Below are 19,210 nucleotides of genomic sequence, written 5' to 3' on the forward strand. Positions count from 1 at the left end.
ACGCCCCATGTAACGGGTGCAACGGTCGTTCGGGTCGCCTTCGGGGGCCGGGGCGGCCGGTCGCCTCCTGGAGGGACACCCATGGACATCGAGAAGTTCACCGAACGTGTGCGCGGCTTCATCCAGGCCGCGCAGACCATCGCGATCCGCGAATATCACCAGAGGATCGCGCCGGAGCACCTGCTGAAGGCGCTGTTGGACGACCCCGAGGGCGCGGCGTCTGGCCTGATCAAGGCCGCGGGCGGCGATCCGGTTCGGGCCAAGGCGGCGGTGGATGCGGCCGTCGCCCGCATTCCCAAGGTGTCGGGGCCCGGTGCCGGCCAGCCGATGCTGACACCCGAACTCGTGCGCGTGCTCGACGCGGCGCAGCGGGCGGCCGAGAAGGCGGGCGACAGCTTCGTCGCGCAGGACCGGCTGCTCGTTGCGCTCGCCGCCGAACCCGGGCCCGCCGGCGAGGCGCTGCGTTCGGCCGGGGCGACGGCGCAGGCGCTCGAACGCGCGGTGGAGGAGGTGCGCAAGGGCCGCAAGGTGACCTCCGCCGGCGCCGAGGACACGTTCGATGCGCTGAAGAAATACGCCCGCGACATCACGGAGGCCGCCCGCCAGGGCAAGCTCGACCCGGTGATCGGCCGCGACGACGAGATCCGGCGCGTGATCCAGGTGCTGGCCCGCCGCACCAAGAACAACCCGGTGCTGATCGGCGAACCCGGCGTGGGCAAGACCGCGATCGTCGAGGGGCTCGCCTTGCGCATCGTCAACGGTGACGTGCCGGAGGCGCTGAAGGGCAAGCGGGTGCTGGCACTCGATCTCGGCGCCCTGGTTGCGGGCGCGAAATATCGTGGCGAGTTCGAGGAACGCTTGAAGGCGGTGCTCGCGGAGATCGAGGCCGCCGCCGGCGAGATCATCCTGTTCATCGACGAGATGCACACCCTCGTCGGGGCGGGCAAGGCGGAAGGCGCGATGGACGCCTCCAACCTGCTCAAGCCCGCCCTCGCCCGCGGCGAGCTCCATTGCATCGGCGCCACCACGCTCGATGAGTACCGCAAGCACGTCGAGAAGGACGCCGCCCTCGCCCGTCGCTTCCAGCCGGTCTATGTCGGCGAGCCCTCGGTCGAGGACACCATCTCGATCCTGCGCGGCATCAAGGACAAGTACGAGACGCACCACGGCGTGCGCATCTCGGACTCCGCCCTGGTCGCCGCCGCCACCCTTTCCAACCGCTACATCACCGATCGCTTCCTGCCCGACAAAGCGATCGACCTCGTGGACGAGGCGGCGTCGCGGCTGCGCATGCAGATCGACTCCAAGCCCGAGGAGCTCGACGAGCTCGATCGGCGTCTCATCCAGCTGAAGATCGAGCGCGAGGCGTTGAAGAAGGAGGAGGACCCGGCCTCGAAGGAGCGTCTCGCCAAGCTCGAGCGCGAGATCGCCGAACTCGAGGAGAAGTCGAACGCGCTCTCCGCCGCCTGGCAGGCCGAGAAGGCGAAGGTGTCGGAAACGAAGGAGTTGAAGGAGAAGCTCGACCGTGCGCGGGCCGAGATGGAGATCGCGCAGCGGCAGGGCGATCTCACGCGCGCCTCGGAGTTGCGCTACGGCATCATTCCGGATCTGGAGAAGCGCATCGCGGCGGCGGCGAAGGAGAGCACGCTCGTCAACGAGTCGGTGACCGAGGAGCACATCGCGCAGGTGGTGAGCCGCTGGACCGGCATCCCCGTCGACAAGATGCTTGAGGGCGAGCGCGCCAAGCTGCTCGCGATGGAGGAGAAGCTTCGCTCCCGCGTGGTGGGCCAGGACCATGCGCTGCGCGCCGTGGCGAACGCGGTGCGCCGCGCGCGCGCAGGGCTTCAGGACCCGAACCGCCCGATCGGCTCCTTCCTCTTCCTCGGCCCCACCGGTGTCGGCAAGACCGAGCTTTGCAAGGCGCTCGCCGAGTTCCTGTTCGACGACGAGCGGGCGATGGTGCGCATCGACATGTCCGAGTACATGGAGAAGCACGCCGTCAGCCGCCTGATCGGCGCTCCGCCCGGCTACGTCGGCTACGAGGAGGGTGGCGCGCTGACCGAGGCCGTGCGCCGCCGGCCCTACCAAGTGATCCTGTTCGACGAGGTCGAGAAGGCGCACGAGGACGTGTTCAACGTGCTCCTGCAGGTGCTCGACGACGGGCGTCTGACGGACGGCCAGGGCAGGACGGTCGATTTCCGCAACACCATCATCGTGCTGACCTCGAACCTCGGCTCCGACATCCTCGCTTCCTTGCGCGAGGACGAGGACGTCGATCTGGTGCGCGGGCAGGTGATGGCCGTCGTGCGAAGCCGCTTCCGTCCCGAGTTCCTCAACCGCCTCGATGAGATCATCCTGTTCCGCCGCCTCGGCCGGGCGCAGATGAGCGAGATCGTCGAGATCCAGCTGCGCCGCCTGCGCGCGCTGCTTGCCGAGAAGCACATCACGCTCGAGCTCGACGAGAGCGCGAAGGCGTGGCTCGCGGAAGCCGGCTACGACCCGACCTACGGGGCGCGGCCCTTGAAGCGGGTGATCCAGCGCAGCCTGCAGAACCCGCTCGCGACCATGCTGCTCGAAGGTGCGATCCGGGAGGGCGAGACGGTGCACGTCACTGCGGCCGGCGACGGGCTCGCCATCAACGGCCGTCTCGCCGAAGCGGCGTGATCCTCTCCGCGGCGGAGGCGCGGGGCCTGCTCGCCGAACTCGGGCGCGCCCCGGCCTCCGCCCGGCTCGATCTTGCGCGCGCGGCCCTGCTGTTCGCCGCCGTCGAGGCGGGCGAAGCCGACCTCGCCTCGGCACTCGTGCATCTCGAGGAGATGGCGCAGGCGGCGGCCGCGATGGGGCCGGCGGCGGAGGGCGACAGTACGGCGGCGGCAGCGGGACTTGCCGGGCTGCTCGCGGATCATTTCGGCTATGTCGGCGACTCGGAGACCTACGACGATCTCGCCAACGCCAACCTGCTCCGGGTGATCGAACGCCGCCGGGGGCTTCCGGTCGCCTTGGGCATCCTCTGGATCCATGCCGCGCGCGCCGCCGGCTTCGAGGCGAAGGGGGCGAACATGCCCGCCCACTTCCTGGTCGGGCTCGATGCCGGATCGGGGCCCGTCATCCTCGACCCCTTCGACCGCGGACGCGTCGTGTCGCTGGAGGAGCTCGGCGAGCGGCTGGCCGCGATCGAGCCCGAGGGCGGGGAATTCGTGCTGCGGCCGATGACGGATCGCGACGTGCTGCTGCGGCTGGAGAACAACGTTTGGCAGAGGCGGGCAAAGTCGGGCGACGTCGCGGGCGCGCTTGCGGTGCTGGAGGACATGGCGCTGCTCGCCCCCGAGGAGCCGTACATCCTGCGCGAGGCCGCACGGCTGCATTACGAGAGCGGGTCGTTGCGCGGGGCCATCGCCTGCCTCGAGCGCCTCCTTCCCCTCGCCCCCGATCCGGAGACGGCCAGCCGCACCCGGGCGCTGATCGAGGAACTGAAGGCCAAGCTGAACTAAGCCTCAGGAGCGAGAATCAGCCCGGCGAGCGGCGGCAGGGTGAGGCGAAGCACGCCGCCCGAAGCGACCGCCCTGCCCGCATTGCCGAGGTTCGACCCGCCGTAGAGGGCCGAGTCTGTGTTCAGCAGCTCGCGCCACACCCCGTCGCGCGGGACCGGGATCGCGTAGCCCTCACGCGGGACGGGGGTGAGGTTGAGCGCCACCAGCACCTCATCGCCGCCACCGCGCCGGAGCCAGGCGAACACGGATTGCGCGCGATCGTCCACCACCGCCCAGGCGAAGCCCTCCGGCCGGCAGTCCGCCGCATGCAGGGCGAGCCGCTCGCGGTACAGTCGGTTCAGGTCGGCAAGGAGACGTTCCACCCCGGCATGGCGAGGATCGGCCCGCAGGTGCCACGGCACGGAGCCGTCGTGGTGCCACTCCCAGGGTTGGGCGATCTCGGCCCCCATGAAGACGAGCTTCTTGCCCGGATGCGTCCAGGTGAGGGCAAGCAGGGCGCGCAGGTTGGCGAAGCGCTGCCAGTCGTCGCCCGGCATCTTAGCGAGCAGGCTGCGTTTGCCGTGCACCACCTCGTCGTGCGAGAGCGGCAGCACGAACCGTTCCGACCACGCATACCACAGCCCGAAGGTGATCTCGTCGTGGTGATGGGCGCGATGGACCGGATCGCGCGCGAAATAGCGCAGCGTGTCGTTCATCCAGCCCATGTTCCACTTCCAATCGAAACCGAGCCCGCCGTCTGCGGGCGGGCGCGTCACCCCGGGCCAGGCGGTCGATTCCTCGGCGATCAGCATCGCCCCCGGCACGCGCTGGTGCACGACCGCGGTGAGTTCGCGGAAGAAGTCGATCGCTTCCAGGTTCTCGCGCCCGCCGTAGCGGTTCGGGATCCACTCGCCTTCGGGGCGCGAGTAGTCGCGGTAGAGCATGGAGGCGACTGCATCCACCCGCAGCCCGTCCGCGTGGTAGTGCTCAAGCCAGAAGAGGGCGGAGGCGATGAGGAAGGCGCGCACCTCGTGCCGGCCCACATTGTAGATCAGCGTGTTCCAGTCGCGGTGGAAGCCCTCGCGCGGGTCGGCGTGCTCATAGAGCGCGGTGCCGTCGAAGCGGCCCATGCCGTGCGGGTCGGTGGGAAAATGCGCCGGCACCCAGTCGAGGATCACGCCCAAACCCGCGGCGTGGCAGCGATCGACGAAGCGGGCGAAGGCCGCAGGGGAACCGAGCCGCGGGTTGGGCGCGTAGAGCCCGAGGGGCTGGTAGCCCCAGGAGGCCTTGAACGGGTGCGCCATCACCGGCAGGAGCTCGAGATGGGTGAAGCCCAGGCCCACCGCATGCGGGATCAGCCGGTCGGCGAGCGTGTCCCAGTCCCGCAGCCCATCGGCCCAGGACTCCGGGTGCACCTCGTAGATCGCGATCGGCGACTCGGGGCGCTGTCGTTGCGCGCGGGTTTCGATCCAGTCCCGGTCCGTCCAGGCGAAGGGCGCGGGGTCGGCGACGATGGAGGCGGTGGAGGGCGGAAGATCGGCGGCGAGTGCGACCGGGTCGGCCTTCAGCGGCAACAGGTGCCCGTCGGCGCCCAGGATCTCGTAGGCGTACCGCACGCCGGGGCCGAGGCGAGGGATGAACAGCTCCCACACCCCGGCCTCGGGACGGCGGCGCATCGGGTGCCGCCGCCCGTCCCAGGCGTTGAAGTCGCCGACGACCGAGACCCGCCGCGCGTTCGGCGCCCAGACCGCGAAGCGCACCCCAGGCACCCCGCCGAGCGTCATCGCCTGCGCGCCGAACACGCGTCCCAGTTCGCGGTGCGTGCCTTCGCCGAACAGGTAGAGGTCGAGCGGGCCAAGGAGCAGGCCGAAGGCGTAGGGGTCTTCCGTCTCCTGCACCACCCCGCCGGGCCAGGTGATGCGCAGCACGTAGGGCCAGGCCTGGGGGGCGCGACCCTCGAACAGCCCGACCGGATGGGACCGGGCGAGCGGCCACGCGCCATCGGCGCTCGCGACCTCAACCGCCTCGGCTCCGGGCAGGAACGCCCGCAGCACCGGGCCGTGCCGGCCGAGCAGGGCGAAAGGGTCGCCATGCGTGCCGTGAACGAGCGACTCGATCGCCGGGTCGGACACGGACTCGAAATGACGCACGCTCAGCAGCCGTCGCCCCGACCCGCCTCGGCGAGGAAGCGCTCGAAGGCGGCCAGGGTGGCGTCGCTGACGTGGTGCTCGATGCCTTCCGCGTCCACCTCCGCCACCTCCGCCGGCACCCCGAGGGCGAGCAGGAAGGCGACCACCGTCTGGTGCCGTGCCTTCATCTTGCGCGCCATCTCCCAGCCACGGTCGGTGAGGAAGACGCCGCGATAGGGGCGGGCGCGGGCCAGACCGTCGCGCTTGAGGCGGGCGATGGTTTTGATCGCGGTGGCGTGCGCCACGCCGAGCCGGCGCGCGATGTCGGTCGGCCGCGCCTCACCCTCGCGTTCCAGCAGGTCGGCGATGATCTCGACATAGTCCTCGGTCAGCGCGGAGGCCCGTGCCGATCGCGCCGAGGCGTGCCGGGCCGCCTCCTCGTCCGGGGCGGGTGGGGCGGACTCGGGCAGGCTGGTGTGGTCCTGCGGCGTCATTGGTGGAGGCCTAGCACATCGCGGCGGGCGAGACCATTTGCAGAACGGGCTTCACTCTCGCGTGATGGCGGCAAACTTGAGCCTTGCATGCGAAATGTTGCCAAGGCTACATCGAGAACCGATGGGATAGGGATGGCGGAGGCTTGCCCAGGATGCCCGAGGTCGCCGTCAGCCGACGCGTGCTGCTCGCTACCCTGGCCGCTTGGTCGAGCGGGATCGGACAGGTCTCGGCCCAGGCCGGGCGGCGCCTTCACGTCGTGGCGACCACTGCGATGATCGGCGACCTCGTCGCCGCGATCGCGGCGGAGCGCGCCGCGCTGCACGTGATGATGGGCCCGGGCGTGGATCCCCACCTCTATCGCGCCACGCGCGCCGACCTCGAGCGGCTCCTGCGCGCCGACCTCGTGCTCGCCAACGGTCTCGGCCTCGAAGGCAGGCTCGCCGAGACCTTCGCCCGCGTCGCGCGCGCGGGGCGGAGCGTGCTCGCCGTCGCCGAAACCCTGCCCGAACAGGATCTGATCGCGGTGGCCGACGCCCCCGGTGCGTTCGATCCGCATGTCTGGATGGACCCTGGCCTGTGGGGCAAGGCGGCGGAGGCCGTCGCCGCGGCGCTGATCCGGCTCGATCCGGACGGGGAGGAACCGTTTCGGCGCAACCTCGAAACGTTCCGGGCCGACCTCGCCGCCCTCGACTTCTATGCTGCCGCCGCCGTCGCCACCATTCCCGCCGACACCCGCGTGCTGATCACCGCGCACGACGCCTTCGCCTATTTCGGCCGGCGCTACGGCCTCGCGGTCGAGGGTATCCAAGGCCTGTCCACCGAAACGGAGGCCGGGCTGAGACGGATCGGCGATCTCGTCGAGCTCGTCGTGGCGCGTCGCATCCCCGCCGTCTTCGCCGAATCCTCGGTGCCTGACCGCAACCTGCGCGCCCTCATCGAAGGTGCGGCGGCGCGCGGGCATCGCGTCGTGCTCGGTGGCACGCTGTTCTCCGACTCGATGGGCGAACCCGGCAGCTATGAAGGAACCTATCTCGGCATGCTCGATCACAACGTGACCACCATCGTGCGTGCCCTGGGCGGCACGGCCCCCGAGCGCGGCTTCGCGGGGCGGCTGGCGGTGCCGCGATGAGGGCGCCCGATCCCGTTCCCCTCCCGCCCGAACCCGCCCTCGCGGTGCACGGGCTCAGCGTCGCCTACGGCGGCACCACCGTGTTGCGCGACGTCTCGTGGGAGGTGCGGCCCGGCACCCTCGCCGCCGTCATCGGCCCGAACGGGGCGGGCAAATCCACCTTCCTCAAGGCCGTGCTCGGCCTGATCCCCCGTCTCTCCGGCGAGGTGCGCCTGTTCGGTCGCCCGCTTGCCGAAGCGCGGCGCCGTGTCGCCTATCTGCCGCAGCGTGCCTCCGTCGATTGGGACTTCCCGCTGACCGCCCTGCAGGTCGCCGCGCAGGGGCGCTACCCCCATGTCGGCTGGTTCCGCCCCCTGCCTCGGCACGAGCGCGACCGCGCGCTCGCCGCCCTCGCCGAGGTCGGTCTCGCCGATCTCGCCGACCGTCGCATCGGGGCCCTGTCGGGGGGGCAGCAGCAACGCGTCTTCCTCGCCCGCGCGCTCGCCCTCGAGGCCGAGCTGATGCTGATGGACGAGCCCTTCGCCGGGGTCGATGCCGCCTCCGAGGCGGCGATCCTCGCCGTGCTGCGCCGTCTCGCCCGCGACGGCCGCACCGTGATCGCGGTGCACCACGACCTCGCCACCGCCCCCGCCACTTTCAGCGAGGTGCTGCTGCTCAACGGCCGGGTGATCGCGGCGGGGCCGATGGCGACCACCTTCACCGCCGAGGCTCTGGCCGAGACCTACGGCGCCCCCATCCCCCTCGCCGCGGCGGCCTGACGCCGCCTCGCCGCATGCTGCTCGACGCGCTGACGCTGAACGCCGGCCACAACGCGGCGGTGGTGGTGCTGGGCACCGCCGCCTTCGGCCTTGCCGCCGGCGCGGTCGGCGCCTTCGTCCTGCTGCGCGGGCGGGCGCTGATCGCGGACGCGGCGGCGCACGCCATGCTGCCCGGGGTCGCCGGCGCCTTCCTGCTCGCCCTCGCCCTGGGGGGCGATCCGCGCGCCCTGCCCGCCTTGCTCGCGGGGGCTGCCGTCGCCGCGGCGCTCGCCGTGCTCGCGGTCGATGCGCTCGCCGCGACGGGGCGGCTGAAGGACGATGCGGCGATGGCGCTCGTCCTCTCGGTCGGGTTCGGCCTCGGCATGGTGCTCTTCTCCGTCGTGCAGGCGCTGCCGGTCGGGGGCCAAGCTGGGCTCAAGGGCTTCATCCTCGGCCAGGCGGCGGGGATGCTTGAGGGCGATGCGCTGCTGATCGCGGGCTTGGCGATCGCCGCCGCCGCCCTGCTCGCCCTCCTTTTCCGCCCCTTGGCGCTGCTCTGCTTCGATCCGTCCTTCGCCGCCGCGGTGGGCCTGCCGGTGCGGGCGCTCGACCTCGTGCTCCTCTCCCTCATGCTCGGGGTGGCGGTGATCGGCCTCGGCGCGGTCGGCGCGCTGATGGTGGTCGGGCTGATGGTGATCCCCGCCGCCACCGCGCGGCTGCTGACGGGGCGGCTGGCGACGATGGTGGTGCTCTCGGCCCTGCTCGGCGCCGCCTCGGCCTGGATCGGCTCGGCCGTTTCGGCCGCACGCCCCGGCCTGCCGACGGGCGCGACCATCGTGCTCGTCGCCTCCGCCCTGTTCGTGCTGGCCCTGCTGTTCGCCCCCGAGCGCGGGATCGTGGCGCGCACGATGCAACGGGTTCCTGCCGCACCACGCCGCGACGGCGCCTCGCCAGGGCGGGGTCGATCGATGTCGGCCGCCGGATGACGACCTTTCTCCAGCTCGACTTCGTCCCGCTCGCCGCCGCGACCCTCGCCTGCCTCGCCTGCGGCCTGATCGGCAACCTGCTGCTGCTCACCCGGCAGAGCCTGCTCGGGGATGCGATCAGCCACGCCGTACTGCCCGGGCTCGTGCTCGGCTTCTGGGTCTCGGGTTCGCGCGCGCCCCTGCCGATGGTGGCGGGCGCCGTCATCGCGGCGGTCCTTGCGTCGGGCGCGATCGACCTCGTCCGCCGCACCGCCCGCCTCGAGACCGGAGCGGCGATGGGCGTGGTGTTCTCGGCGATGTTCGCGCTCGGGCTCGTGCTGATCGAGCTCACCGGTGCGGCCTCGGTCGATCTCGACATCGACTGCGTGCTCGCGGGCCAGCTCGAGACGCTGATCTGGCCCGCCGCCGAAGACCTGCAGTCGCTGTTCGATCCGCGCGCGCTCGCTTCCCTGCCGCCCGAGCTGTGGACGCTGCTTGTCGTGTTCGCGATCGTGCTCGGCGTTCTCGCACTCCTGTGGAAGGAGCTCCGCCTCGTCGCCTTCGACCCCGACTTCGCCGCCACGATCGGGTTCGCGCCGCGCACCCTCGGCCTGCTCGTGCTTCTGCTCACGGCGCTCGCCACCGTCGCTGCGTTCTGGGCGGTGGGCACCATCCTGGTCATCGCCGCCCTTGTCGCACCCGCTGCCGTCGCCCGGCTCCTCACCGACCGCTACGGCGTCCAGTTCGCGCTATCCGCCGCCGCCGCAGTGGCGATGGGCGCCGGCGGCTACGGCGCCTCGGTGCTTCTCCCCCCTCACTTCGGCCTCGGCGGTCTGAACGCCGCCGGCACGATCGCCGTCACCGCCGGGGGGCTGGTCGCGGCGGCTGCGATCCTTGCGCCCTCGCGGTCGGCCGCGCGCGTCAGTGCTTGACGCGAGCCGGCACCTCCCGCAGCGTATTCGCATACGAACAAGCGGAGGCAACCGATGGAGACCGAGCGCGCGGAGCGCGACCTGCGCGGGCAGATGGCGAATCGCGCGCTCCTGTATCGCGACCTGCTTGTCACCCTGAGTGAGGAATTGGGGCGGGACCGCGCCGTCCCCCTGCTCACGCGCGCCATCTATCGTCGCGGCGAAGGGATCGGCCAGCAGTTCCGCGCCTATGCGCCCGACGATTTCGCCGGGCTGCGCGATGCCTTCCTCGCCATCGTCCCCGGCGGGACGGAGCTGTTCAAGCCGGAGGTCCGGCGCTGCGACGAGGGCGGGCTCGAAATCAAGTTCGGCGGCTGCCCGCTGAAGGAAGCCTGGCTCGCCGCCGGCCTGCCCGAAAGCGAGGTGGCGACCCTCTGCCGCATCGCCGGCACGGTCGACCTCGGTACCTTCGAGGCGGCGGGCTTCGCGATCGAGAACCGCACCTGGCAACCCGGCCGCGACGGCTGCTGCCACCTGGTGATCTCTTCCCGCACCGAAACAAAAGGAGACGGCGCATGACGACGACCCGCCGGGGACTGCTCGCCACCGCCGCTCTCGCACCCCTAGCCGCGCCGGTCGCGACCGCGCAGCCGCGGCGGATCCTGATCGGCTATCAGCTCCCCCTCACCGGCGAGTTCAGCCAGTACGGCGAGCGCTTCCGCAACAGCGCGCTGATGGCGCTCGATGCCTTCAACCGCTCGGGCCGCCTGCCCGTGCCGGTCGAGATCGTGTTCGAGGACACACGGTCCGATCCGCGCGAGGCGGTGGCGGTGGCGCGCAAGTTCGTCGACAACCGGGAGATCGTCGCCGTGCTCGGCGACTTCTCCTCCTCCGCCTCCATCCAGGCCGGTCGTGTCTACGCCGAGGCCGGCATGCCGCAACTGTCGCAGACCGCCTCGCATCCGGATTTCGTCAAGATCAGCCCCTGGCAGTTCCGCAACATCACCACCCAGGCCTACGAGGGCCCGCGCGTGGCGGAGTGGATGCGCGAGAACGGCGTGCGCCGGGTTGCCGTGGTCGCGATCCAGAACGACTGGGGCCAGAGTGTCGTTTCGAACTTCGCCGAGGCCTTCCGGGCGGGGGGTGGCGAGATGGTGGCGACCCAGTTCTTCAACCCCGGCAACCGCGAGTTCCGCGCCATCCTGACCGAGATCGCGCGCGCCCGGCCCGATGCCATCTACATCGGCATGTTCTACGAGGACGGTGCCGCCTTCCTGCAGCAGCGCCGCCAGCTCAACATCCGCACTCCCGTCTACGCCACCTCCTCGCTCTACGAACCGAAGCTCGTCGAACTCGCGGGCGCGGGAGCGGAGGGCGTGTTCCTCTCCACCACCTTCATGGCGACCAGCCCCGAGCCGCACGTCCGCGCCTATGTCGAGGAGTATCGGCGCCGGTTCGGCAGCGAGCCGAACATGTTCTCCGCCCAGGCCTTCGATGCGGTGAACATCCTGCTCGAGGCGATCGTGCGCGCCTGGCCCGAAGTGACGCGCGCGCGCGTGCGCGATGAGCTCGCGAAAACCCGCGACTTCCCGGGTGTGACCGGCGTGACGACCTTCGACCCCGAGACGCGCGAACCGGCCAAGACGCTGGCACGCATGCGCATCGAGAACGGGCAGTTCGTGCTGCTGCGCTGACGGGCGCGCGGGGGGCGGAAGAGGCGAAGCGCCGATCGGGGCGTGTTCGACCGTTTCGACATCTTCTTCGTCCAGCAGCTGATCAACGGCTTTTCGGTCGGGCTCGTCTACGCCCTCGTCGCGATCGGATTCACGCTGATCTTCGGCGTGCTGAACGTGGTCAATTTCGCGCATGGCGAAATCTACATGATCGGCGCCTATGCCGGTCTGCTCGCCATCGTCTTCCTTGCGCCACCTTGGGTCGCGCTCATCCTGCTCGTGCTCGCCGCCGGCATCGCTGCGGGCGTCGCCCTCGAGCGTGCGGCCTTCAAGCCGTTCCGGCGTTTCCGCGACGAGGCATCGCTGAAGTCGAAGGCGATGCGCGAGAGCACGCTGCTCTCCTCGCTCGCCATCTCCATCGTCGTGCGCGAGAGCGTGGAGAAGATCTTCGGTGCCGACATGCAGGCGATCCCGCGCGCCTATGCGGACGCGATGCAGGACCCGATCGTGCTCGGTGAGTTGGCCGTCGCCTCGGGTCAGATCGCCATCCTCGCCGCCGCGCTCGTGATGTTCGCCACCCTGCAGTGGATCCTCAAGCGCACCGACATCGGGCTTTCCATTCGCGCCGTGGCGGCGAACCCGCTCGGCGCCCAGTATGTCGGCGTCAATGTCGATCGCACCGTGATCGCGACCTTCGCCATAGGCTCCGGCATGGGCGCGGTGGCCGGCATCCTGATCGGCCTCTATCAGGGTACGATCTTTCCCGCGATGGGGTTCGCGCCCGGCGTGAAGGCCTTCGTCGCGATGGTGATGGGGGGGCTCAACTCCATCCCCGGTGCGGTGATCTGCGCCATCGTGCTTGGCCTCGCCGAGGCGGTGGCGACCGAATTCTTCGGCCAGGGCTGGGCCGATCTCGTCGCCTACGTCTTCCTCGTCCTCACCCTCGTCTTCTTCCCCACCGGCCTGTTCGGCGCGGGCCGGGAGCGCGTCTGAGCGCGATGCGCGGCGTCCTCGCTCCGCTCGCCGTGTTCGCCGTGCTGTTTGGCGTTCTGCCGGCGGGGCTGAGCGCGGCCGGCTCCGGCTACCTGTTTCGGCTCGCCGACGTCACGCTGATCTTCTGCATCCTCTCCTTGTCGATGCAGCTGATCACCGGCGTGGCCGGGCTTCTCACGCTCGGACACGCCGCGTTCTACGGCATCGGCGCCTACACGGCGGCGATCCTGTCGACACGCCTCGGGTTCGATGCCGGGCTGACCATCCCGGCCTCGGGCCTCGTCTCGGCCCTCTTCGGCGTGCTCATCGCTCTGCCGACCATGCGTCTTGTTTCGATCTACTTCGCCGTCGCCACCTTGGGCCTGGGCGAGATGATCTACGTCACGCTCCTCAATTGGGTATCGTTCACGCGCGGGCCCTTGGGAATCGGCGACATTCCGCCCTTGCGCCCTTTCGGTTTCGACCTTTCCTCCCCGCTCGGCACCTATCTCCTGATCGCCGCTCTCGCCGCCCTGGCCCTGTTGGTCGTGCACCGGGTCGCGCACTCCTACTACGGCAACACGCTGCGCGCCCTGCGTGAGGACGACCAGTGTGCCGACGCGATGGGGCTTCCGGTGGTGCGGCTGAAGATCGAGACATTCGCCATCGCGACCTTCCTCGCCGGCATCGCCGGCGCGCTCTGGGCGCACACCACGGGCTACGTCAACCCGGCCGATTTCCGCTTTGCCGAAAGCATTCTCATCCTCGCCATGGTGGTGGTCGGCGGGCTCGGCTCGATCCCCGGCGCGATCGTCGGCGCAGCCCTGCTGATCCTGCTCCCCGAGGCGCTGCGGGCGATCGGCAGGGTGCGGATCCTCGCGGTCGGGCTGATCATGTTCCTCTGCATCCTGTTCCTGCCGAAGGGCCTGTTCGGCGAGGTCACCGCACTCGATCTCGTGCGGCGTCAGTTCGGCGCCGCCTGGCGCGGGAGCCCCACCGACCGGCCGCTCGGCTGGCGCTGACGCCGCGCGATGGCCCTGCTCGAGATCGATCGCGTGACGCGCCGCTTCGGCGGCCTCGTTGCGGTCGACGACGTTTCGGGCGCGATCGCGGAGGGCGAGCTCGTGGGGTTGATCGGGCCGAACGGCGCCGGCAAGACCACGCTGTTCAACGTGATCTGCGGCTTCACCCCGCCCTCTTCGGGCGAAGTCCGTTTCGCCGGCGAGCCGATCACCGGCCTCAGGCCCTGGCGGATCTGTCGCCGCGGCATCGGCCGGACGTTCCAGAACCTGCGCCTGTTTCCGAACATGACGGTGTTCGACAACGTCTCTGTCGGCGCGGTCGGCCGTCTCGGCATCGGCCCCTTCGAATCGCTCCTGCGCACGCGGGCGGCGCGCGATCGCGCAGCAGACGTCAGCGCCCGCACCTGGCAGGCGCTGGAACGCACCGGCCTCGCGCCCTACGCTCACTTGCTCGCCGCCGACCTGCCCTACGGGCGGCGCAAGTATCTCGAGATCGCGCGCGCACTCGCCACCGGCCCGCGCCTTCTCGTACTCGACGAACCGGCGGCCGGCCTGAACGAGACCGAAACGGCCGAACTCGCCCGCTTCATCCGCACCCTGCATGCCGAGGGGCTCACCATCCTGCTCGTCGAGCACGACATGAGCCTGGTGATGGGCATCTGCCAACGCGTGATGGTGCTCGCCTCGGGCCGCAAGATCGCCGACGCCCCACCCTCGGTCGTGCAGCAGGATCCCCTCGTGCTCGAGGCCTATCTCGGCACGGAGGAGGTGGCGTGAGTCTGCTCGCGGTGCGTGGCCTCGTCGTGCGCATGGGAGCGTTCGAGATCCTGCGCGGGGTGGATCTCGATCTCGCCCCCGGCGAGATCGTCACCGTGCTCGGCTCGAACGGGGTCGGCAAGACCACGCTGATGCGCGCCATTTCGGGCGTGTATCGTCCGGCGAAGGGATCGATCCGGTTCGCGGGCGAGGAGATCGCGGGACTTCCTTCGCATGCGATCGTCGCGCGCGGCCTCGCCCAGGCGCCGGAGGGGCGGCAGATCTTCGGCGCGATGACGGTAGCGGAGAATCTCCGGCTCGGCGCGGCGGTGACGCGCGCGGCGGACCGAGCGGCGACCCTCGATCGGGTTCTCGCCCTCTTTCCGGTCCTGCGCGAGCGCTACCACCAGCGGGCGGGCAGTCTCTCGGGCGGCGAGCAGCAGATGCTCTGCATAGGGCGCGCGTTGATGGCGCAGCCGAAACTCCTGCTGATGGACGAGCCCTCGCTCGGGCTTGCGCCCAAGCTCGTGCGCCAAGTGTTCGACCTCATCCGTACCATTCGCGCGGCCGGCACGCCGGTCCTGCTCGTCGAGCAGAACGCCAAGGCGGCGCTCGCCGTCGCGGACCGGGCCTACGTGATGGATGGCGGGCGGATCGTGCTTGCGGGCGAGGCGGCCGCCCTCGCCGAAGATCCGCGCGTCCGCGCCGCCTATCTCGGCGGCCATGTCGGCGCGTGAGGGAAAGTGCGGCGCGTCAGCGGCCTGGGGTGAACCGATCGAGGATGGCCGTCACCTCCTCGTCCTCGAGCTGGTGGAAGTCCTCGTAGTGTCCACCGATGCCGAAGGGGAGCGACGACACCTGGGCGACCACGACCCGGTCGGCCTCGCCCTCCAGCACCCGCACCGTGTCGGGCGGTGCGACGGGCACCGCGACGACGATCTCCAGCGGGCCGGCCCGGCGCAGCACGGCGAGGCCCGCCCGCATCGTCGCCCCGGTCGCGATGCCGTCATCGACCACAATCGCGCTGCGACCCGAGACGGGAACCCGCGCCCGCCCGGCAAGGTAGGCCTCGCGCCGGCGTACGATCTCCGCCCTCTCGCGGGCCACGGCCTCGGCGATCTCGCGCTCGCTCACTCCGGCAAGCCGGATGACATCCGGGTTGAGGACGAGCGCCTCCTCGCCCTCACCGACCGCGCCCATGGCAAGTTCCGGCTGATCCGGCACGCCGAGCTTGCGCACGAGCAAGAGGTCGAGCGGGGCGCGCAAGGCCTCGGCGATCTCCGCTCCGACGACGACGCCGCCGCGTGGCAGCGCAAGCACCACAGGGTCCCGCAACGGCAGGGCGGCGAGCTTGGCAGCAAGCACCTTGCCGGCCTCGCGCCGGTCACGGAATGGCCTTCCGGGGCGCCAGGACACCATGGGCGCGACCGCGGTCGCTCAGCGCGTCAGGAGAAGCGGAAGGCGGAAGGTGGGGCCTCGCTTGCCTGCTGGGCCTGTGCCTGAGCCTGGGCCTGCGCTTCCTTCACCTTTTCCTGGATCTGCTTGACGAGGTTGGCGAGGGCGTTCGCCGCGCCGGGAAGCTGGGTGATCGGCAGGATCAGCTGGCCGCAGGGGAAGGGTTTGCCGTCAGCCCCCGCCTGGCCGAGGGTGAGGCGGGCGACCCCGTTCACCACCTGGGCCTCGATGATGCCGTCGCAGAACAGGGCAGGCAGGCGTTCCGTCATCGTTGCTCCTCCGAAAAAGGTGATCGGCCCTACCTCCGGCTCATCGCCCTCGTGCCGCGCGGGGGCCGCCCGCTCGCGACGTCAGGGTTCGCGGAAGGCGCGGGCGAAACTGTCGCGCAGCGGCTGGGTGATGTACTGCCAGAACGTCCGCTCGCCGACCAGGATCATCACCTCGACCGGCATGCCAGGCACGAGCCGCACGCCGCGGATTTGCTCCACCTGTCCTTCGTCGAGCGCGATGTGGGCCCGATAGACGGAGCTGCGCAGCCGTTCGTCCCAGATCGCGTCCGCCGAGACGAACTCGACATGCCCGTGCAGGTAGGGCACCAGTCGCTGCTTGACGCCGGGAAAGCGCACCTCGGCCGCAAGCCCGACATGCACGGAGTCGATGTCGGTCGGCAGCACGAACACCTCGGCGATGAGACGGTCCTCCTCCGGCACGATCTCGAGCACGGCATCGCCGGGGCGAACGACTTGGCCGGGGGCGAAGACGCGCAGATTGAGCACCGTGCCCGCCACGGGGGCGACGATATCGCGGCGGACCGCAATGTCGCGCGCCTGGCGCAGCCGCTCCTCCACCTCGACCAGGCGGTCGCGCACCTCGCGCTGTTCCTTACTGATCTCGGCCGCGCGCGCATCGGCCTGCGCCTGCAGCTGGGCCATGGTCTCGGCGAGGCCGGCTTCGGCTTTCACCACCTGGGCGGCGAGGTCCTCGCGGTTGCCGATCAGGCTCGCCTCCGCGCGTTGCAGGGCAAGCAGACGGGGCCGGCGCTCGAGCCCGAGCCGGAGCAGTTCCGCCACCCCGGCCATTTCCTCGCGGATGAGCGCGATCTGCCGTTCCATCGAGGCGATCTGCCCGCGTGCGGCGTCCGCCTGGGCGCGGAGCTGATCCGCCCGCGCCTGCAACACGGCCTGGGCGCTCTCGAAGGCGACCAGGCGAGAACTGAACAGCGCAGTCTGTCCGGCCAGCAGGTCGGCCACGCGCGGATCCGACGACAGTTCGAGCAACTCCCGCGGCCAGGCGATCTCGCGCGCGTTCGCCCGTTCGGCGACCAGGCGGGCATCCTGCGCAAGCAAGGCGAGGCGCTGCGCGGCGAGCGCGGCGAGTTGCGCATCGGCCTGAATGTCGTCGAGGCGGATCATCGGCTGGCCGGCCCGCACCCGATCCCCGTCGCGCACCAGGATCTCGCGCACGATCCCGCCTTCCAGATGCTGCACGATGCGGCGGTTACCCTCCGCCTTCAGCGCACCGACCGCGTGCGCGGCCTCGGAGAGGGGGGCGAGCGCGCTCCACGCGCCGAAGCCGCCGAAAAGGAGGACAAGGACCAGGACGCCGAACAGTGTGGGCCACCGCGTGCGCGGCGCTGGCGGGAGATCGATCACCGGCCCCGGGGTGATGGGTCGCGGTGCCCCGACGGTGCGCGGCCCGAGTGGAGCGAGCGTGGTGGTCGTGCTCTCGCTCATGGCCCCGCCTTTCGGTCATCGAGTCGGGGCGAGGAGGACGGTGCCGCCACCTCAGCCGGGCGGGCGGGTTGCATCAGCCGCTTCAGGATCTCCGCCCGCGGCCCGTAGAGCTCGACCGCGCCGTCGCGGAGCAGCAGCACCTTGTCGACCCCCTGCACGAGGGTGGGGCGGTGCGAGACCAGCACGACCGTCGTGCCCTGCGCCTTCAGCCGCTCCAGCGCCTTGAGCAAGGCGGCCTCGCCGTCGCCGTCGAGATTGCTGTTCGGCTCGTCGAGCACGACGAGTTTCGGCCGGCCGTACATGGCGCGCGCAAGCCCGATCATCTGCCGCTGCCCGGCCGACAGGAAGGTGCCGCCGTCGCCGATCTCGGTGCGGTAATCCTGCGGCAGGCGCAGGATCATCTCATGGCAGCCGGCAAGCCGCGCCGCCTCGAACACCGCCTCCGGATCCGGTTCGGCCATGCGCGCGATGTTCTGCATCACCGTGCCGTCGAACAGCTCGACGTCCTGCGGCAGGTAGCCGACATGGCGGCCGAAATCCTCGCGCATCCAGGTGTAGACGTTGGCCCCACCCAAGCGCACCGTGCCGGCGGTCGGCTCGAGCACGCCGATCAAAAGGCGGATCAGCGTCGTCTTGCCCGCCGCCGAGGGCCCGATGACGGCGAGGCTCTCCCCCGGCTCGAGCGCGAAACTCACCCCCTTGATGGTGGCGAGCGAGGCGCCGGGAAAGGCGTAGGTCACGCGCTCCGCCACCAGCCGGGCCTCGGGCTCCGGCAGCGGGATGCCGGGCGGGCGGATGCGCGGCATCGACAGGTGTGCGGTGAGCCGGCGGTAGGACTGGCGGGCCGAGACGAGCTGCTTCCACGCGCCGATCATCTGTTCGACCGGAGCCAGCGCTCGGCCCATGATGATCGAGGCGGCGATCATCGCCCCCGCGGTGATCGCCTGGTCGAGCACGAGCAAAGCGCCGAGCCCGAGCACGCCGACCTGCACGCCGAGGCGGACGAACTTCGTCGTGCCCATGATCCAGGCCGCACGGTCGGCCGCCGAGAGTTGGGCGGGAACCACGCGAGCGGATGCCTCCTGCCAGCGCCGGATCACGTCGCCGGTCATGCCCATCGAGTCGATGACTTCGGCGTTGCGCACGATGCTGTCGGCCCGCCGCTGCGCCGTCAGCGCCGCGGTGTTGGCGGTGCGCAGGAGCCTTCCCGTGGACCACTCGTTGGCCAGCGTGAGCAGGAACAGCACGATCGCGCCGCCGAGCGCGAGCCAGCCGAGCGAGGGGTGGAGGAGGAAGACGAAGGCGAGATACACCGGCACCCACGGCACGTCGTAGAGCGCGGTCATGCCGGGGGAGGCGACGAAACCGCGACAGACCGCCAGATCACGCAACGCCTCCGCGCGATAGGGGCGGGCACGCAATTGGGCCTCGAGCGCACGGGCGAAGGTTTCGGGGGCGACACGCTGCTCGATCCAGGCCGCGGTGCGGGCGAGGATCTGCGTGCGGGTGGCCTCGAGCAGGGCAAGGGCCAGGAGGGCGCCGAGGGCGATCAGCGTGAGGAACAGCAGCGTGTCGGTCGAGCGCGTGGCGAGCACGCGGTCGAACACCTGCATCATGTAGATGGAGGTCGTGAGCATCAGCAGGTTGACGACCAGCGAGAAGGCGCCGACCGAGACGAATTGGGCCTTGGTGGCGGCTACCGCCTTGGCCAGGGCATTGTCGGGATCGGGGCCTGGGCGAAACGCGGGGGGCGGAACCATGGC

At 70.7% G+C, this 19,210-nt stretch carries 18 protein-coding genes; 12 read left to right on the forward strand and 6 right to left on the reverse strand.

The features are described from left to right. The first annotated feature begins 81 nt into the window (after positions 1-81). Both clpB and DWB05_RS12490 read left to right on the forward strand, forming a co-directional pair. Positions 82-2,664: an ATP-dependent chaperone ClpB gene (gene clpB, locus DWB05_RS12485; RefSeq protein ID WP_114377504.1), complete on the forward strand. Its 2,583-nt coding sequence runs from the start codon at positions 82-84 to the stop codon at positions 2,662-2,664. Further along, positions 2,661-3,491, forward strand: a complete 831-nt coding sequence (locus DWB05_RS12490) for a SirB1 family protein (RefSeq protein ID WP_232818531.1) — start codon at positions 2,661-2,663, stop codon at positions 3,489-3,491. Before clpB ends, DWB05_RS12490 begins: the two co-directional genes overlap by 4 nt. Here the strand turns inward: DWB05_RS12490 and glgB are convergent. Further along, complete coding sequence (gene glgB, locus DWB05_RS12495; RefSeq protein WP_408608492.1) at positions 3,488-5,626, reverse strand: 1,4-alpha-glucan branching protein GlgB; 2,139 nt, start codon at positions 5,624-5,626, stop codon at positions 3,488-3,490. The two genes, DWB05_RS12490 and glgB, sit on opposite strands and share 4 nt — an antisense overlap. Beyond that, the gene (mntR, locus tag DWB05_RS12500; protein WP_114377506.1) at positions 5,623-6,093 is read right to left on the reverse strand and encodes a manganese-binding transcriptional regulator MntR; all 471 of its coding nucleotides are present in this window, start codon (positions 6,091-6,093) and stop codon (positions 5,623-5,625) included. The genes glgB and mntR overlap by 4 nt, the downstream gene beginning before the upstream one ends. Positions 6,094-6,245: 152 nt before the next feature. Between mntR and DWB05_RS12505 the strand changes: the two genes are divergently transcribed. From DWB05_RS12505 to DWB05_RS12550, 10 genes are read left to right on the forward strand one after another with little or no spacing between them, the layout of a single operon-like run. Further along, complete coding sequence (locus tag DWB05_RS12505; RefSeq protein WP_114377507.1) at positions 6,246-7,223, forward strand: metal ABC transporter solute-binding protein, Zn/Mn family; 978 nt, start codon at positions 6,246-6,248, stop codon at positions 7,221-7,223. Then, positions 7,220-7,981 carry a metal ABC transporter ATP-binding protein gene (locus DWB05_RS12510; RefSeq protein ID WP_114377508.1) on the forward strand — a complete coding sequence of 254 codons (762 nt, stop codon included), beginning with the start codon at positions 7,220-7,222 and terminating at the stop codon, positions 7,979-7,981. Before DWB05_RS12505 ends, DWB05_RS12510 begins: the two co-directional genes overlap by 4 nt. A gap of 14 nt (positions 7,982-7,995) precedes the next feature. After that, complete coding sequence (locus tag DWB05_RS12515; RefSeq protein ID WP_114377509.1) at positions 7,996-8,946, forward strand: metal ABC transporter permease; 951 nt, start codon at positions 7,996-7,998, stop codon at positions 8,944-8,946. Then, positions 8,943-9,857, forward strand: coding sequence for a metal ABC transporter permease (locus DWB05_RS12520; protein WP_114377510.1), 915 nt, complete (start codon positions 8,943-8,945; stop codon positions 9,855-9,857). The genes DWB05_RS12515 and DWB05_RS12520 overlap by 4 nt, the downstream gene beginning before the upstream one ends. A 54-nt stretch (positions 9,858-9,911) precedes the next feature. Further along, the gene (locus tag DWB05_RS12525; protein ID WP_114377511.1) at positions 9,912-10,415 is read left to right on the forward strand and encodes an L-2-amino-thiazoline-4-carboxylic acid hydrolase; all 504 of its coding nucleotides are present in this window, start codon (positions 9,912-9,914) and stop codon (positions 10,413-10,415) included. Beyond that, positions 10,412-11,530, forward strand: coding sequence for an ABC transporter substrate-binding protein (locus DWB05_RS12530; RefSeq protein WP_114377512.1), 1,119 nt, complete (start codon positions 10,412-10,414; stop codon positions 11,528-11,530). Before DWB05_RS12525 ends, DWB05_RS12530 begins: the two co-directional genes overlap by 4 nt. Positions 11,531-11,572: 42 nt before the next feature. Next, entirely contained in the window at positions 11,573-12,502 is a 930-nt protein-coding gene (locus DWB05_RS12535; RefSeq protein ID WP_114377513.1) for a branched-chain amino acid ABC transporter permease, read from the forward strand. Positions 12,503-12,507: 5 nt separating this feature from the next. Further along, positions 12,508-13,503 (forward strand): branched-chain amino acid ABC transporter permease, encoded by a 996-nt coding sequence (locus DWB05_RS12540; RefSeq protein ID WP_114377514.1) that lies wholly within the window; start codon positions 12,508-12,510, stop codon positions 13,501-13,503. A gap of 9 nt (positions 13,504-13,512) precedes the next feature. Further along, the gene (locus DWB05_RS12545; protein WP_114377515.1) at positions 13,513-14,280 is read left to right on the forward strand and encodes an ABC transporter ATP-binding protein; all 768 of its coding nucleotides are present in this window, start codon (positions 13,513-13,515) and stop codon (positions 14,278-14,280) included. Then, a complete protein-coding gene (locus DWB05_RS12550) occupies positions 14,277-14,996 on the forward strand; it encodes an ABC transporter ATP-binding protein (RefSeq protein WP_332871726.1) in 720 nt (239 codons plus the stop codon). Before DWB05_RS12545 ends, DWB05_RS12550 begins: the two co-directional genes overlap by 4 nt. Positions 14,997-15,012: 16 nt before the next feature. On the opposite strand, the gene DWB05_RS12555 is transcribed toward DWB05_RS12550, so the two are convergent. From DWB05_RS12555 to DWB05_RS12570, 4 genes are all read right to left on the reverse strand, one after another. Further along, a complete protein-coding gene (locus DWB05_RS12555) occupies positions 15,013-15,678 on the reverse strand; it encodes a phosphoribosyltransferase (protein WP_114377516.1) in 666 nt (221 codons plus the stop codon). 26 nt (positions 15,679-15,704) lie between these two features. Next, on the reverse strand, positions 15,705-15,983 hold the full coding sequence (locus DWB05_RS12560) for a hypothetical protein (RefSeq protein WP_114377517.1): 279 nt from the start codon (positions 15,981-15,983) through the stop codon (positions 15,705-15,707). An 81-nt stretch (positions 15,984-16,064) separates the two neighbouring features. Then, positions 16,065-17,447, reverse strand: a complete 1,383-nt coding sequence (locus DWB05_RS12565) for an HlyD family type I secretion periplasmic adaptor subunit (protein ID WP_114377518.1) — start codon at positions 17,445-17,447, stop codon at positions 16,065-16,067. Further along, on the reverse strand, positions 17,444-19,207 hold the full coding sequence (locus DWB05_RS12570; RefSeq protein ID WP_114377519.1) for a type I secretion system permease/ATPase: 1,764 nt from the start codon (positions 19,205-19,207) through the stop codon (positions 17,444-17,446). The genes DWB05_RS12565 and DWB05_RS12570 overlap by 4 nt, the downstream gene beginning before the upstream one ends. Between the last annotated feature and the right edge of the window lie 3 nt (positions 19,208-19,210).

Origin of the sequence: Elioraea thermophila (ex Habib et al. 2022), assembly GCF_003336755.1 — a bacterium.
Taxonomy (GTDB): domain Bacteria; phylum Pseudomonadota; class Alphaproteobacteria; order Acetobacterales; family Acetobacteraceae; genus Elioraea; species Elioraea thermophila.

Bases quoted from the DNA above. Each gene is read 5' to 3' on its own strand.
- clpB (WP_114377504.1), top strand. From the start codon at position 82: ATGGACATCGAGAAGTTCACCGAACGTGTGCGCGGCTTCATCCAGGCC.
- mntR (WP_114377506.1), bottom strand. From the start codon at position 6,093: ATGACGCCGCAGGACCACACCAGCCTGCCCGAGTCCGCCCCACCCGCC.
- DWB05_RS12505 (WP_114377507.1), top strand. From the start codon at position 6,246: ATGCCCGAGGTCGCCGTCAGCCGACGCGTGCTGCTCGCTACCCTGGCC.
- DWB05_RS12510 (WP_114377508.1), top strand. From the start codon at position 7,220: ATGAGGGCGCCCGATCCCGTTCCCCTCCCGCCCGAACCCGCCCTCGCG.
- DWB05_RS12515 (WP_114377509.1), top strand. From the start codon at position 7,996: ATGCTGCTCGACGCGCTGACGCTGAACGCCGGCCACAACGCGGCGGTG.
- DWB05_RS12520 (WP_114377510.1), top strand. From the start codon at position 8,943: ATGACGACCTTTCTCCAGCTCGACTTCGTCCCGCTCGCCGCCGCGACC.
- DWB05_RS12525 (WP_114377511.1), top strand. From the start codon at position 9,912: ATGGAGACCGAGCGCGCGGAGCGCGACCTGCGCGGGCAGATGGCGAAT.
- DWB05_RS12530 (WP_114377512.1), top strand. From the start codon at position 10,412: ATGACGACGACCCGCCGGGGACTGCTCGCCACCGCCGCTCTCGCACCC.
- DWB05_RS12540 (WP_114377514.1), top strand. From the start codon at position 12,508: ATGCGCGGCGTCCTCGCTCCGCTCGCCGTGTTCGCCGTGCTGTTTGGC.
- DWB05_RS12545 (WP_114377515.1), top strand. From the start codon at position 13,513: ATGGCCCTGCTCGAGATCGATCGCGTGACGCGCCGCTTCGGCGGCCTC.
- DWB05_RS12555 (WP_114377516.1), bottom strand. From the start codon at position 15,678: ATGGTGTCCTGGCGCCCCGGAAGGCCATTCCGTGACCGGCGCGAGGCC.
- DWB05_RS12560 (WP_114377517.1), bottom strand. From the start codon at position 15,983: ATGACGGAACGCCTGCCTGCCCTGTTCTGCGACGGCATCATCGAGGCC.
- DWB05_RS12565 (WP_114377518.1), bottom strand. From the start codon at position 17,447: ATGAGCGAGAGCACGACCACCACGCTCGCTCCACTCGGGCCGCGCACC.
- DWB05_RS12570 (WP_114377519.1), bottom strand. From the start codon at position 19,207: ATGGTTCCGCCCCCCGCGTTTCGCCCAGGCCCCGATCCCGACAATGCC.